The 14,027-nt window shown below is 62.5% G+C and carries 11 protein-coding genes; 10 read left to right on the forward strand and 1 reads right to left on the reverse strand.

What is annotated here, in order from left to right; genetic code table 11:
• Both AB7I51_RS08525 and AB7I51_RS08530 read left to right on the forward strand, forming a co-directional pair.
• On the forward strand, nucleotides 1-605 hold a 605-nt coding region (locus AB7I51_RS08525), incomplete at its 5' end, for an OmpA family protein (protein ID WP_428404667.1).
• A gap of 450 nt (nucleotides 606-1,055) precedes the next feature.
• On the forward strand, nucleotides 1,056-1,541 hold the full coding sequence (locus tag AB7I51_RS08530; RefSeq protein ID WP_428406180.1) for a TIGR00725 family protein: 486 nt from the start codon (nucleotides 1,056-1,058) through the stop codon (nucleotides 1,539-1,541).
• Nucleotides 1,542-1,734: 193 nt separating this feature from the next.
• Here AB7I51_RS08530 and AB7I51_RS08535 read toward each other — a convergent pair whose 3' ends face one another.
• On the reverse strand, nucleotides 1,735-2,010 hold the full coding sequence (locus AB7I51_RS08535) for a DUF3303 domain-containing protein (RefSeq protein ID WP_428404668.1): 276 nt from the start codon (nucleotides 2,008-2,010) through the stop codon (nucleotides 1,735-1,737).
• 302 nt (nucleotides 2,011-2,312) lie between these two features.
• Here AB7I51_RS08535 and AB7I51_RS08540 point away from each other — a divergent pair, with 302 nt between their 5' ends.
• The 8 genes from AB7I51_RS08540 to AB7I51_RS08575 all read left to right on the forward strand — a co-directional run bounded on the left by AB7I51_RS08540 (nucleotide 2,313) and on the right by AB7I51_RS08575 (nucleotide 14,009).
• A complete protein-coding gene (locus AB7I51_RS08540) occupies nucleotides 2,313-2,756 on the forward strand; it encodes a hypothetical protein (protein WP_428406181.1) in 444 nt (147 codons plus the stop codon).
• A gap of 566 nt (nucleotides 2,757-3,322) precedes the next feature.
• Complete coding sequence (locus AB7I51_RS08545; protein WP_428404670.1) at nucleotides 3,323-4,507, forward strand: alpha-amylase; 1,185 nt, start codon at nucleotides 3,323-3,325, stop codon at nucleotides 4,505-4,507.
• Nucleotides 4,508-4,605: 98 nt separating this feature from the next.
• Nucleotides 4,606-5,178 (forward strand): ANTAR domain-containing response regulator, encoded by a 573-nt coding sequence (locus AB7I51_RS08550; protein ID WP_428404671.1) that lies wholly within the window; start codon nucleotides 4,606-4,608, stop codon nucleotides 5,176-5,178.
• Entirely contained in the window at nucleotides 5,175-6,323 is a 1,149-nt protein-coding gene (locus AB7I51_RS08555; protein ID WP_428404672.1) for a CmpA/NrtA family ABC transporter substrate-binding protein, read from the forward strand. Before AB7I51_RS08550 ends, AB7I51_RS08555 begins: the two co-directional genes overlap by 4 nt.
• Nucleotides 6,324-6,648: 325 nt before the next feature.
• Nucleotides 6,649-7,881: an NAD(P)/FAD-dependent oxidoreductase gene (locus AB7I51_RS08560; protein ID WP_428404673.1), complete on the forward strand. Its 1,233-nt coding sequence runs from the start codon at nucleotides 6,649-6,651 to the stop codon at nucleotides 7,879-7,881.
• Nucleotide 7,882: 1 nt separating this feature from the next.
• Nucleotides 7,883-9,637: a NirA family protein gene (locus AB7I51_RS08565; RefSeq protein ID WP_428404674.1), complete on the forward strand. Its 1,755-nt coding sequence runs from the start codon at nucleotides 7,883-7,885 to the stop codon at nucleotides 9,635-9,637.
• Nucleotides 9,638-9,642: 5 nt separating this feature from the next.
• Nucleotides 9,643-11,244: a sulfite reductase subunit alpha gene (locus AB7I51_RS08570; protein WP_428404690.1), complete on the forward strand. Its 1,602-nt coding sequence runs from the start codon at nucleotides 9,643-9,645 to the stop codon at nucleotides 11,242-11,244.
• A gap of 8 nt (nucleotides 11,245-11,252) precedes the next feature.
• Nucleotides 11,253-14,009, forward strand: a complete 2,757-nt coding sequence (locus AB7I51_RS08575) for a molybdopterin-dependent oxidoreductase (RefSeq protein ID WP_428404675.1) — start codon at nucleotides 11,253-11,255, stop codon at nucleotides 14,007-14,009.
• The last annotated feature ends 18 nt before the right edge of the window (nucleotides 14,010-14,027 follow it).

Here is a 14,027-nt window from a genome sequence, read left to right on the forward strand (position 1 = left end):
CCGAGAGCCTTGAGACCATTCCAGCGCCTCAGGCGGCAATGCCCCCGCCCGCAAAGCCTCCGTCAGCTTCTAGCGAAACAGAGGCGACGCCTCACGAAGCGATGAAACAGCCCGAGGTCGAGGCGGCAAAAAAGAATAGAGCTGTTGGCGAACGCGTCGCGAAGGTCCTTCCCAATCGCGTCGAGATGACGTTGTCCAAAAGCGACGTCGAGGCAAGATTGCTTGCCTTTCTCGAAAATCGAACCGCTCAATCAAAGGAAATCACCTGGTTCGACCTCGATCATGTTGTGTTCGACTCGGGCCGGAGGTCGCCGCGACCGGGCCCTCAAGAACAGCTGCGCAACATCGCCAAAATCCTCGCCGCCTATCCTCAGGCGCGCGTCGTAATTGGCGGGTTTACCGATGACGTTGGCGCCGCCAAGGCGAACCAGAAAATTTCGCAGGCGCGCGCGGAGTTCATACGCCGGGAGCTGATAGGCATGGGGGCGGACGGTTCGCGTGTCGAGGCGAAAGGATATGGAGAGGCGCATCCTATCGCGAGCAACGACACCGAAGACGGACGAAAGAAAAATCGTCGCGTCTCCCTGGGCGTGATCGCAAAGTAGAGGACCGGGGATCACTGTCGAAATGGTGGCAAGGCCTGGCGCCGAGCCGCCTTCCGGCTGCTGCACAATAGATCAGGCGCTCAAGCCGGCGTGTGGCGGCGGCCCGGATTTCACAGCCCGCATCTTTTGGCTGCTTTCGAGTTCCGTCACGGGCAATCCTATGCCTTTGACCAGCGCATAGATCGCCGGGATCACGATAAGCGTCAGCAGGGTGGAGGAGGCTAGACGTATTGGAAATCGTCTGCCAGCGTGCAACGAATTCCAACGGCTTCGGACGGGAATGCACAGGGATTGCTGAATTGATCCGCTCGTCAGCCCCACATTCAGTCCCATACAAAGAGCGGATTCGACTCTTGACGGGCCACGCAAATTTGCGCCCCCAAGGACTCCCGCCTGCGGCGTTTCGCGGAGCCTGGCGACGGCTGACGGAAAACGAGCGACAGCTTCAAAATGGCTAAGTCAATCCTCGGCATCATGGGTCCAGGGGAGAAGGCGACCGAGCACAATCTTAAATGCGCCTATGAGATTGGAAAATTGGCGGCGCAATCCGGCTACGTCGTTTTAACTGGGGCCCGACCATCCGGCGTTATGGAGGCGGGTCTCAGGGGCGCTAAGGAAGCCGGCGGACAAACCATCGGAATTCTTCCCTCAAAATCCAAGAGCGACGCCAGTCCCTTCGCCGACCTGGTTGTCGTCACCGGATTGAACAGCGCGAGAAATTACATCAACGCGCTCACGGCTGACGTGACGGTGGCGTGTGGCGTTGAAGCCGGGACGCTTTCTGAAATCGCTCTGGCGTTGAAAGAGCAAAAGCACGTCGTCTTGATAACCGAAAACAAGCGAGCAAGCGAGTTTCTCAAAGGCCTCTCGGAAAGACTGGTTCACGTGGCGACTTCGCCCGAAGATGCAATGGCGATCGTCCACACTCTGATTTAGGGCATTCGGCCTGTCGCGTTCTTGGGGGCTAATTTGGATCAGCGGTGTCGTGTTCAGACCCACTGCGCTGCCTTGAGCTTTCGCAAAAGCGCTCATCGGGGCGGCAGCGATGCCTTCGCCCCGTTTTTTCATTGCGCGAATCCTGACACGGCAAATCCTGTCGCAGCCATGCGCTGTGCTTGCAGCGCGCCAGTCATTTCTTATTGGCTTCGATGAATTTGTGCACCGCGGCCCCTTCGATGACCGGCGTGATGTGGTTGACGTTCAGGTTAGTCCAGGGAAGGAAGAGCTTGCAGAGATCTGCGACATCGTCGCCTTGGATGATGGTCCAGCCCTCCAATAGAGTGACGGAAAACCAGTTAGCGACCACTTTCGTGCCCTTCGGCGCGTCGTCGCCGAATTTCTGAAAGCGTTTGAGAGCCTCGTCCCGATGTTCGGGCGTTATTTCATAGTGGACTGCAAACAACATCGACCGTCCTCCCATTTGTTTGGCAATGCGCTTTCCCTAAGCCTGACGAGCGCCGGGCTCTTATCCATTTAGGGCGGATTTCGCCGCCGCCTCCGCGGGGCTGCGCGGCGCGCGCCTGCATGTCCGGGATTTCGTCCGCGACGGTGACCCAAATTGCTCAGGCCACGGAGTTTCTAAAGAACAGCGCTGAGCTGAAGCCGTTCGACATTAAAGCGCTTAATGGTGCGAAGTGATTTCAAAGCGTTGGTTGGCCGGGCCACAAGCGAGAGTTTGACCGTGCGATCGCGGGCTCCAGATAAGCTTTGATTGACCAGGGGAGTTCCCTTTGGAAATCGATCGCTTCAAAAGGGGAGGCGCAGATGTTCAAGTTCTTACTACCGGTTGTTGCGGCGCTTGCAGCTATGGGCGGCCCGGCCTTAGCAACGACTCAACAATGGAATGTCACCGAAGAAAGCGTGTCAGGCGTCAAAGGCGCTCAGGGAACTTGGTCGGTGAACACCGACGCCGACGGCAAGATTGCCGGCACGGCGAATTTGCAGATGGACAATGGCAAGTTGCTCACTTACGCGATCGCTGGCTCCGCCAAAGACTCAGTCTATACAATTGAGATGTCGGAGCGCAGCGACGGGAAAAAGGGCTGTGTCTGGAATGGACACATTCCCGCTGGCGGGGACAAGTCGCACGGACTTATCGGCCAAGCCATCTGCGACGGCGACGTGAAGCTGATCATACGTGCGGGATTCTGATTTGCTCTGAGCCGCTTTCTGAAAGCGCAAGAACGGCGGAGGGCGGTCATGGCTGCGCCTCCCGCCGGCGCGCGGGCCAACGCTCAGCCTCAAACGCCTCGGCCAATCTTGCCGTGTCGTGCGCAACATCACGTCTGAAAAATTCAAGCGCATTGTCGTCGACGGCGGCACGATGCGTTTTTTTTCGGCGTACGCTGCCGCCTCTTAAGCATCGCGCGTCAGCGAAGGGCAGCTCGTGATGGTTGCGCACACGCCCGCTGGCTTTGGCAAATGCCCGCAAAATCTATCGTTGTCCTCAAGAGAGAGATCGCCCGACACAGCTTCGCTGTAGGTGGCGCCTGGATTGCATCCATCTTCGCGAAGGCGTCGTTCGCGACGCCACGGTCCATAGAGGGGCCCCCAGCATCGCCGCTGTCCCGAACGTCTGCCGCGCAGACGTTCGGGCAGCGGCTTTTTGTTTTTCTGCGCACACAGGCGAGGCCTGGACGAGGTTCGCGATGAAGAGAGCACAGTCGCAACGATCAAGGGTCCAACAGTCGCGAGCGCGTGACGCGTTGGCGATCGCAGTGGCGGTCGCGCTGATCCCGGTCGACGCCGAAGCCGCGCCACGAAAACGCGCGACGGCGGGTCCATCTTCGATCCAGTCCCAGCCATCGCCGCCACCGATTCTGGCTGCTCCGGTAAACGCCTCACCGACGCCGCCCGCGCCGCCGCCCGCTCCGATGGGCGTATTCGGGGCCGCCGTGCCTGGCGCCGGCAAACTTGTCGTGTCGATCAACTCCGTTTTCGGCAATCTGGCCGGAATAAAAATGGGCACGCGAACCGTGTCCAATGAATACATCGTTACGAACGTGCCGTTCTTCCTCAATCCCAAGCAGCCCGTGCGGATCATCCCACAGAATATTTCGTTCAGAACGCAGATACTTGGGCTCGTTTATGGCGTGACCGACGATTTTGCGGCTGTTCTCACCGCCGGCACAGCCGAGAAAAGCCTTGAAGCATTAACCTTCAAGGGAAAGTCCGGGATTCTGCCGCTCGGCAGGAGCTACCCGGGAACAGAAGGTCTCGCCGACTTCACTTTGTCCGGCGTTTATCGCGTCTATCATGACGACGTCCACCGCGTCATGGTCAATCTCGGATTTTCATTCCCGACCGGCAGCAACACCGCGACGTTCAATAATTTCCTTCTGCCTACCGGAGTTCGCCAAAACATCCGCGGTTTCTATGGGATGCAAATCGGCACGGGCACCTTCGACATCATGCCGGGCGTTGTTTATGCGGGCTATCTGGGACCGTGGTCCTGGGGTCTGGCCTATCGCGGTCGCTTGCCGCTGGCCGCAAATTCGCTGGGCTATTCCTGGAACTACCTGCTCGACTATCGCCTGCGCTTCCCGCTCGGCCTCAGTCCTTCGCAAGGCTACCGCTGGGGCGATCTGCACGAATTGAACGCGTGGGTGGGCTATACATGGACGCCCGGCCTAACGACCACCTTTCGCGTGAATGGTTCGACGCAGGGCCCCATTCGCGGCTTCGATCCTGAGATCCGCGGCCCGGCAGTCCCTGCAAACCCGGCCTTTTACGGCGGACAGCGGGTGGAGCTCTTCGGCGGCGGGACGATCAGCGGCAAGCTCATCGGTTACGACAACTGGACGCTGGCCGGCGAAGCGGGCCTTCCCGTCTATCAGAACCTCAACGGTCCGCAGATTATGAAAAACTGGCAGGCGGGGATATCGTTGCGGTACAAGCGATAGCCGCGTGGATCGCGCCGGGCGGGCATTGCGAGTTTGACAGCTGGCGGTGCGGCGACCGGCATGCACGACCCATTTATGCGCCCACCGGACACCGCCAATTGAAAATCGTCATCGTCGACGAAAGTCCCATTCGCTCGTTGATCCTGCAGGAAGGACTGCGTGAAGCCGGTTTCACGCAGGTTGAGCGCATCGGTGAAATGCATAATCTGCTCAAGCAGATCTACGCCATCGACCCCGACGTCATCCTGATCGACCTTGAAAATCCCTCGCGCGATACGCTCGAGCAGATGTTTCAGGTCAGCCGCGCCGTGCGCCGGCCGATCGCCATGTTCGTCGACCAAAGCGATACGGCGTCCATTCAAGCGTCGGTCGACGCCGGCGTCTCGGCCTATATCGTCGACGGGTTGAAAAAGGAGCGCATCAAGTCGATCCTCGATCTGTGCATCTCGCGCTTCGAGGCCTTCTCCAAGCTTCAGGACGATCTTGAGCGCGCCAAATCCGACCTCGAGGAGCGCAAGACGATCGAACGCGCCAAAGGCATATTGATGAAGGCGAAGAAGCTTTCCGAGGAAGACGCCTATAAGATGCTGCGCGGCGCGGCGATGCGCGAAAACAAGAAAATCATCGAAATCGCGCGTTCGGTCATCACCGCGGCGGAGATGTTCAAATGACCGGCAAGGCGCATGTGAAAATCGGCTTCATCCCGCTTGTCGACGCCGCCGCCCTGCTGATTGCCGCGCACAAAGGCTTCGCCGCGGCGGAAGGGCTCGATATCGAGCTAATTCGCGAGGTCTCCTGGGCGAATATTAGAGACAAGCTCGCCATCGGCCGCTTCGATGCGGCGCATCTTCTAGCGCCGATGGCGGTCGCGTCCACTCTCGGACTGGGTCACGTGCGCGTCCCGCTCGCGGCGCCGATCAATCTCGCGACGAATGGCAATGCGATTGCGGTGTCGACGGCGCTGCACGCCGAACTCGCTGCGCAAGGCCAGGTCGCGCATCCTGGCGAAACCGCGCGCGCGCTGGCGACGCTCGTGGCGCGTCGCCGCGCCGAAGGGCGGGAGCCCTTGACCTTCGGCATGACCTTCCCGTTTTCCATGCATAATTATCAGTTGCGCTACTGGATGGCGGAAGGCGGCGTCGATCCGGATGAAGACCTGCGCCTGATCGCTCTGCCGCCGCCCTACATGGTGGAAAATCTCGCGCGCGGCCAACTCGACGGATTTTGCGTCGGCGCGCCCTGGAGTTCCGTCGCCGTCGACGCCGGCGTCGGGATCATTCTGCATTTCGGCTGCGAGATATTCGAGTATGCGCCCGAGAAGGTTCTCGCGCTGCGCGAGAGCGTGGCCGATGACGACCCCGATCTCGTCGCGGCGCTGGTCCGCGCCGTCCACAAAGGCGCCGCCTATGTCGATGAGCTGCAACATCTGGAGGAGGTCTCGCATATTCTTTCGCGCCAGGAATATGTCGGCGTCGACGCTGAGCTCATTCGGCGCGTGCTGACCGGCCGGTTGCGCGTCAATGGTCGAGAGACGCGAGAGAGAATGGACTATCTCATCATTGGCGAAGAGAGCGCGATGCGGCCCGATCCGCGCCAGGCCGAGTGGATCTATGCGCAAATGCTCCGCTGGCGGCAGACGCGCTATTCCCCGGCAATGGCCGACAGGGCGAAGAGCGTCCTGCGTCCGGACCTATTCGACGCCGCCATCGGCGGCTCGCATGATCGACGCGACATTGCGGCCTTTGCCGGACCGTCCTTCGACGGCCGCAGCTATGGAGATTATCTCGCCGGCTTCACGATCGGACAGCGGCTCTAAGCGCCGAGCCGCTGTTCAAAAGCGCCACGCGTTAGGCGCCTCGCGCCTAAGCATTCGGCGCCGGACAGCGCCGCCGATCGCCGTCGAAGCCGCGGAACGCCTGCATTTTCAACAAGAGACCCGATTAGGCGTTTCTGGCCCGAATCGTGCAATTAACCGACCGGTCAACGACGACCGCCGGTCCGCCGGAACGAGCCCAAGGCTGGGCTCCGTCACAGAAGCGGTTGCGCAACTTGCCGCGCGCTTCGGTCGTCTTGCCCGTTTCCCGCAAACCAGGCGAAGCGACTTGTGACCGGACCGTTCGGCCGTTCAGCAGAGTCGACGCATGACAGGTTTGCATCTTTGTAACAGCCGCGAAAAGCTCGTCGTCGTCGGCGCCGGCATGGCCGCGACGCGTTTCGTCGAGGAGCTTATAAACCGCGCGCCGGATCGCTATGCCATTCTGGTGATCGGAGACGAGCCGCGACTCGCATACAACCGCGTGCTGTTGTCCGCCGTGCTCGCCGGAGATTTGTCGGTCGACGATATCGAACTCAAACCGCGGCAGTGGTGGCGCGCCCCAGGCGTTTCCGCGCTCAGCGGCTGTAAGGCGGTGCGTATAGACGCCGCCGCCCGGCGCGTCGTTCTCGATAATGGAAGCAGCGTCGACTATTCGAAAGTCGTGCTCGCGACTGGCTCGCATGCAGTAAGGCTGCCGATCGAAGGCGCCAATCTGCCGGGCGTTCATACCTTTCGCGACGTGCACGACGTCGAGGCGTTGTCCCGGCTCGAGGGCAGTGGTGCGCGCACGATCGTTATCGGCGGCGGCCTTCTCGGACTCGAGGCGGCCTATGGGCTGGCGCGGCGCGGCGTCGACGTGACTCTCGTTCATGTCATGGATCGGCTGATGGAGCGCCAGCTCGATGCGGCGGGCGCCGAAATCCTGCGCCGCCGTGTCGAAGAAAAAGGCGTGCGCGTGCTGCTCAAGGCCAATACGGCGCGCATTACCGGATCGGGCCGCGTCGAAGGCATAGAGTTCGCCGACGGTCGAACGATGCCGGCCGACGCGGTGATCTTCGCCGTCGGCATTCGGCCCAACGCTGATCTCGCGCGACAGACGGGCCTTGACGTCGGGCGCGGCGTGATCGTCAACGACGGACTTGAGACGAGCGAAGCTGGCGTTTTCGCCATTGGCGAATGCGCCGAACATCGCGGCGTCTGTTACGGCCTTGTCGAGCCCGCCTATGAGCAGGGGCGGGTTCTCGCCATGCGGCTTGCCGGAGAAGACGCGTCCTATCGCGGCAGCGTCGTCTCCACCAACCTCAAAGTCTCTGGCGTGCGCGTGTTTTCGGCCGGCGATTACCTTGGCGACGAAACTACGCGCCGCATCGTCTGCAAGGACCCGCGCATGGGAATTTGTCGCAAGCTCGTCGTGCGCGACGACAGGCTCGTGGGCGCGATCCTGATCGGAGATACGAGCGGCGCGGCGGATTTTCTCGATCTCATCCGCTCCGGCGCGGATATTTCGTCGATGCGCGACGAGTTGATGTTTGGCGCGCCTCTTCAGAAGGCCGCCTGAAATGTCCGCAGATTTCACGCTCGACCAAAAGCGCTATCTCGAAGGATTCGCCGCAGGCTCCTCGGCGCGCGGCGGACAAAAGGCTTCGCCCGCGCGAGCGCAGCCAATGGGGCCGGACGCGGCGCATATTTCGGCGCAGGATCGCGTAACCGCCGCAGGCGGCAAGCTGAACGATCAGGAGAAATGGAAGCGCGAGGAACATCCGTTCGACGCCTGGCCGCGGCTTGTCGCGCAAGCAAAGGAGAATGCGCCGCCCAAGCCCGCCGACAATTTTCGCTGGCGCTTCTATGGCCTCTTTTATGTCGCGCCGGCCCAGAACGCCTATATGTGCCGGCTGCGCATCCCCAATGGCGCGCTTAATCATTGGCAGTTCGCCGGCCTTGCCGATCTTGCCGAGAATTTCGGCGGCGGCTATCTGCATGTGACGACGCGCGCCAACATTCAGATCCGCGAGGTCGAACCGAAAAACGCTGTGAACATCGTCGAGGCGATTCAAGACCTAGGTCTGTGGAGCAAGGGGTCCGGAGCCGACAATATTCGCAACGTCACCGGAACGCCGACGGCGGGCGTCGATCCGCAGGAGTTGATCGATACGCGCCCCTATGCGCGCGCCATGCATCATCACATCCTGAACGATCGCTCGCTTTACGGCCTGCCGCGCAAATTCAACATCGCCTTTGACGGCGCAGGCCAGATCGGCGCGCTGGAAAACACCAATGACATTGGCTTTCAGGCCGTCGTCGTAAAGGATGGGCGCGGCGTCGCGCCGGGCGTTTACTTCAGACTCGCGCTTGGCGGCATCACCGGCCACAAGGACTTCGCCCGCGATACAGGCGTCATCGTGCCGCCCGACGAAGCGGTGGACGTCGCCGACAAGGTTCTGCGGGTCTTCATCGGTCATGGCGACCGCACCAACCGCGCCAAGGCGCGCCTCAAATATGTGCTCGACGCCTTCGGCTTCGATAAATTTCTTGCGGCGGTCGAAGAAGAGCTCGGCCGCAAGCTGTTGCGCGTCGACGCCGACGCGATCGAGGCGCGTCCGCGACAGGATCGCGCCGCGCATATCGGCGTGCACCGGCAGAACCAGACGGGCTTCAATTGGATCGGCGTCTCCCTGCCGGTCGGTCGGTTAACCCTCGAGCAGACGCGCGGTCTCGCTGAGATCGCGCGTCAATTCGGCGACGGCGGGCTGCGCCTCACGGTCTGGCAGAATGTGCTGATCACCGGCGTCGCCGACGAACATATCGCCGAGGCCGTCGTGGCGATTGAGGCGCTCGGCCTTTCGACGCAGGCCTCGCCGATTCGCGCCGGGCTTGTCGCCTGCACGGGAAATTTCGGCTGTCGATTCGCCGCCGCCGACACCAAGCGACACGCCGAAGACATCGCGGCGCATTGCGAGGCCGCGGCGCCGATCGACACGCCGATCAATATTCACCTCACCGGCTGCCATCATTCATGCGCGCAGCATTATATCGGCGACATCGGACTGATCGCCGCGCGCGTGCCGATCAATGACGAGGGCGACACGGTCGAGGGCTATCACATCCTCGTCGGCGGCGGATTTGCGGAAGACGCTCGCATCGCCGCCGAACTCCATCAGAATGTGAAGGCGGAAGAAGCGCCGGAAGCGGTGGCAAAAATTCTCCGCGCCTATCGCAAGAGCCGCGCGAGCGCGGATGAAACCTTCGTCGAGTTTGCGCGGCGCCACGACATCGAGACGCTGCGTCGCGTCGTGAATGAGGAGAGCGCGGCGTGACCGACATGTCTAACCCGCCCTATCTCATTCCGCCGAGCGCGCCTTTCACGCCCGAGCAGCGCGCCTGGCTCAGCGGCTTCTTTGCCGGCTTCGCCACGCCGGACGATGGCTCGGTTACGCCGCTGTCGCCGGAAGCCAACGCCGCGGTTCTCGCCGGCGCGTCCGCCGACGCCGACGACGGCGAAGCGCCATGGCATGACCAGACTCTCGCGCTCGATGCGCGCATGCAGCTCGCGCAGGGACGACCGCTGCGTCGGCGCATGATGGCGGCCATGGCGCAGCAGGACTGCGGCCAGTGCGGCTATAATTGCGAAACTTATGCGGACGCGCTCGTCGACAAGAAGGAAACGCGGCTCAATCTATGCGCGCCGGGCGGCAAGGACACCGCGCGGACGCTGAAAGCGCTCGCGGCGGAGCTCGACAAGGTCGCGCCGGCCCCAGCCGTTGCGCCGACCGAACCCGCTCCCGCTTTAGAGCCGGCCGTCGCTTCGGCGCCCGGCCGCTCGCGCGACAATCCGGTCCGCGCGACCTTTCTGTCGCGTCGCCGGCTCAACCAGGAAGGTTCGGAGAAAGACACTTGGTACATTGAATTCGACATCGGCGCGAGCGAACTGACTTACAAAGTCGGCGACAGTTTCGGCGTGTTTCCCAAAAACGATCTCGGCCTCGTCGACCAGATCATCGCGATGCTCGGCGCCTCGCATGTAACGCCGGTGCGCGAAAAGACTCTTCGCGAAATATTGTTGAGCGACGTGTCGCTGTCTCCGGCGCCGGATGCGCTGTTCGAGCTGATTTCCTTCATCACCGGCGGCGCGCAGCGCGAGAAGGCGCGTTTGCTCGCGCAGGGCGAAGATCCGGACGGCGACGCCGCAACGCTCGACGTGCTCGCTGTGCTGCAGAAGTTTCCGAACGCGCGTCCGCACCCCGAGGCCTTCGTCGAAGCGCTGGAGCCGCTGCAGCCGCGACTCTACTCGATTTCGTCTTCGCCAAAGGCGTCGCCGGGGCGCCTGTCGCTGACCGTCGACGCCGTCCGCTATGTGATCGGAAAGCGCAAACGACTCGGCGTCGCATCGACCTTTCTCGCCGAGCGCATTGCGTCTGGCGACTCTCTTCCCGTTTACGTGCAGCCGGCGCATGGTTTCAGCCTGCCGGAGGATCCCGCGACGCCGATCATCATGGTCGGGCCGGGCACCGGCGTCGCGCCGTTTCGCGCCTTTCTGCATGAGCGCGCGGCGACGCAGGCGAGCGGCCAGAACTGGCTGTTCTTCGGCCATCAACGCTCTGCCTGCGATTTCTTCTACGCCGACGAATTCGAAACGATGAAGGCGACCGGTCTGCTCACGCGCCTGTCCCTCGCCTGGTCGCGAGACGGCGCGGAGAAATTCTATGTGCAGGATCGCATGCGCCAAACCGGCCGCGAATTATGGGCGTGGCTTGCGCAAGGCGCGCATTTCTATGTTTGCGGCGACGCGCAGCGCATGGCCAAGGACGTTGAGCGCGCGCTTGTCGACGTCGTCGCCGAATTCGGCGCGCGCAGCGCAGATGAAGCGGTCGCCTTTGTCGCGCAGCTCAAAAAGAGCGGACGCTATCAACAGGATGTCTATTGAGGCCGCGCATGCTCGACGGAGTCCTGGCGTCAGCGCCGACTGAAATCTCGCAGGCTGACGCGCCGCCGATTCAAGCGACCGCGACGCGTTCGACCTGTCCCTATTGCGGCGTCGGTTGCGGCGTGCTCGCCTCGCCCAGCGCGAAGGATGTCGTCGGCGATCCCGCTCATCCTGCAAATTTCAGCCGGCTGTGCTCCAAGGGCTCGGCGCTCGGGGAAACGCTCGGGCTCGACGGGCGGCTTCTCTATCCGATGCGCCGCCAGCCTGACGGCGCCTTGGCGCGGGTGAGCTGGGATGCGGCGCTCAATGAAGCCGCCGCGGGCCTTCGCGACATCGTCGACCGACACGGCCCCGACGCCGTCGCGGTCTATCTCTCCGGCCAGCTGCTGACCGAAGACTATTATGTCGCCAACAAGCTGATGAAGGGCTTCATCGGCTCCGCCAATGTCGACACCAATTCTCGTCTGTGCATGGCGTCAACGGTCGCCGGCCACAAGCGCGCCTTCGGCGCCGATGTGGTGCCGGGCTGCTATGAAGATTTGGACGAAGCCGATCTCATCGTGCTCGTCGGCTCGAACGCCGCCTGGTGTCATCCGATTCTGTTTCAGCGCATCATGCGCAACAAGGAGGAACGCGGCGCAAAGCTCGTCGTCATCGATACGCGCCGCACGGCGACGGCGGAAAGCGCTGATCTGTTCTTGCAGATCGCGCCGGGCGGGGATCAGGCGCTGTTTTGCAGCCTGCTCGTCTATCTCGACAAGTTCGGCGCGCTCGACGCCGACTATATTCGACAATACACCACCGGCTTCGAAAGCGCTCTGACGGCCGCGCGGAACGTCGCGCCGTCGATCGAAGCGACGGCGATGTCGACGCAGCTGCGCGAGGTCGATATTGCGGCTTTCTTCGAACTCTTCGCGCAAACGCCGCGCACGGTCACCGCCTTTTCGCAGGGCGTCAATCAGTCGGCGCAGGGAACCGACAAAGTCAACGCAATCATCAACTGCCATCTCGCGACAGGCCGCGTCGGCAAGCCCGGTTCTTCGCCGTTCTCGCTGACCGGCCAACCCAATGCGATGGGCGGACGGGAAGTCGGCGGACTCGCGAACAGCCTCGCCGCGCATATGGGCTTCGACGCGGACAGCGTCGATCGCGTCGGCCGCTTCTGGAACGCGCCGCGCATGGCGAAGCGCGAAGGTTTGAAAGCGGTGCAGATGTTCGACGCCATCGCGCGCGGCGACATCAAGGCGCTGTGGGTCGTGGGAACCAATCCGGCGGCGTCGCTTCCCAACGCCGATGCGGCGCGCGCCGCTCTCGCGAAGCTCGACCTGTTCATCGTCTCCGACAATGTAATGTCGAATGACACGATCAACGGCGGCGCGCATCTGTTGCTGCCGGCGCAGGCCTGGGGCGAGAAAGGCGGCACGGTGACGAATTCCGAGCGGCGTATTTCTCGTCAGCGCGCTTTTCTGCCGACGCCGGGCGAAACCCGCCCCGATTGGTCGATCTTCTCCGACGTCGCGCGACGGATGGGATTTGAAGGATTCGACTATCGCTCGGTCGCCGACGTCTTTCGCGAACACGCCGCTCTGTCGGCCTTCGAGAATAACGGCGCGCGCGCGTTCAATATCGGCGGACTGGCGCGGCTGAGCGACGCCGAATTTGACGCGCTCGAGCCGACGCAATGGCCGATCCACGCGGGCGCGCGCAATGGCTGCGCGCGACTGTTCGCGAATGGCGATTATTTATGGCCGGACCGACGGGCGAAATTCATCGCGCCGGCGAAGCCCGGTTTGGCGACGAAGGTAACCGAGGACTTCCCGCTTCGGCTCAACACCGGCCGCATCCGCGATCAATGGCACACCATGACGCGCACTGGCGTGAGCCCCCGCCTCGCGCGACATCTTGCCGAGCCCTTCGTCGAGATGAGCGCGTCGGACGCCGATCGCTTTGGCATTGAAGACGGCGGGTTCGCTCGGGTGGTTACGCCATATGGCGACTGTGTGCTGCGTGCGGTCGTCACCGACCGTCAGCCGGTCGGACATATTTTCGCGCCGATCCATTGGACCGATGAAACCGCCGCGCATGCGCGCGTCGGCGCGCTCGTTGCTCCCTTTGTCGATCCATACTCAGGGCAGCCGGAAGCCAAGGCGACGCCAGCCACGATGTCTCCGGCGCGCTTTGCCCGTCAGGGCTTCTTCCTTTCCCGTAAACCGATGGTTCTACCGCGAGGCGTGTGGTGGACGAGGGTCGCCGTCGCCGATGGCTTCGGCTATCGCGCCGCCGGCGATCTCTCTGACGACGATTGGACGGAGCTTGTCCGCGCCGCCGCGCCCAGCGAAGACCTTATCCAGTTGATCGACGAAACGACGAGCCTTTTCTCCGGCGCCGCTTTCGTCGACGAACGCGCTGCGCTGATCTGGGCACTCGCGCCGCTGTCGCCGTCTTGGGACTTGGCGCTCGAACTCTTCTCCCGCGAACGGCTCGATGGCGCGGAGCGGCTATCGCTCCTCTCCGGTCGGTCAGACCGGCCATCTGCTAATGACGGACCACTCGTCTGTTCCTGCTTCAGCGTCGGGCAGAAGAAAATCGAAGCCGCGATCGCGCAGGGTTGCCGCTCGGCCGCCGACATCGGCAAGGCCATCCGCGCAGGCTCCAATTGCGGCTCATGCCGGCCGGAAATCGAACGTCTCATCAAGGACTCTCCCGCCGCCGCGTCGTCGACGACTTCGACGACGGCTGCGACGACGACTGGACACCACGCATAAACTTAAGAAGGAGCACAG

Origin of the sequence: Methylocystis sp., from assembly GCF_050246715.1 — a bacterium.
GTDB lineage: Bacteria > Pseudomonadota > Alphaproteobacteria > Rhizobiales > Beijerinckiaceae > Methylocystis.

Coding starts and splice junctions, on each gene's coding strand:
- AB7I51_RS08530 (WP_428406180.1), top strand. CDS start 1,056: ATGGCTAAGTCAATCCTCGGCATCATGGGTCCAGGGGAGAAGGCGACC.
- AB7I51_RS08535 (WP_428404668.1), bottom strand. CDS start 2,010: ATGTTGTTTGCAGTCCACTATGAAATAACGCCCGAACATCGGGACGAG.
- AB7I51_RS08555 (WP_428404672.1), top strand. CDS start 5,175: ATGACCGGCAAGGCGCATGTGAAAATCGGCTTCATCCCGCTTGTCGAC.
- AB7I51_RS08560 (WP_428404673.1), top strand. CDS start 6,649: ATGACAGGTTTGCATCTTTGTAACAGCCGCGAAAAGCTCGTCGTCGTC.
- AB7I51_RS08565 (WP_428404674.1), top strand. CDS start 7,883: ATGTCCGCAGATTTCACGCTCGACCAAAAGCGCTATCTCGAAGGATTC.
- AB7I51_RS08570 (WP_428404690.1), top strand. CDS start 9,643: ATGTCTAACCCGCCCTATCTCATTCCGCCGAGCGCGCCTTTCACGCCC.
- AB7I51_RS08575 (WP_428404675.1), top strand. CDS start 11,253: ATGCTCGACGGAGTCCTGGCGTCAGCGCCGACTGAAATCTCGCAGGCT.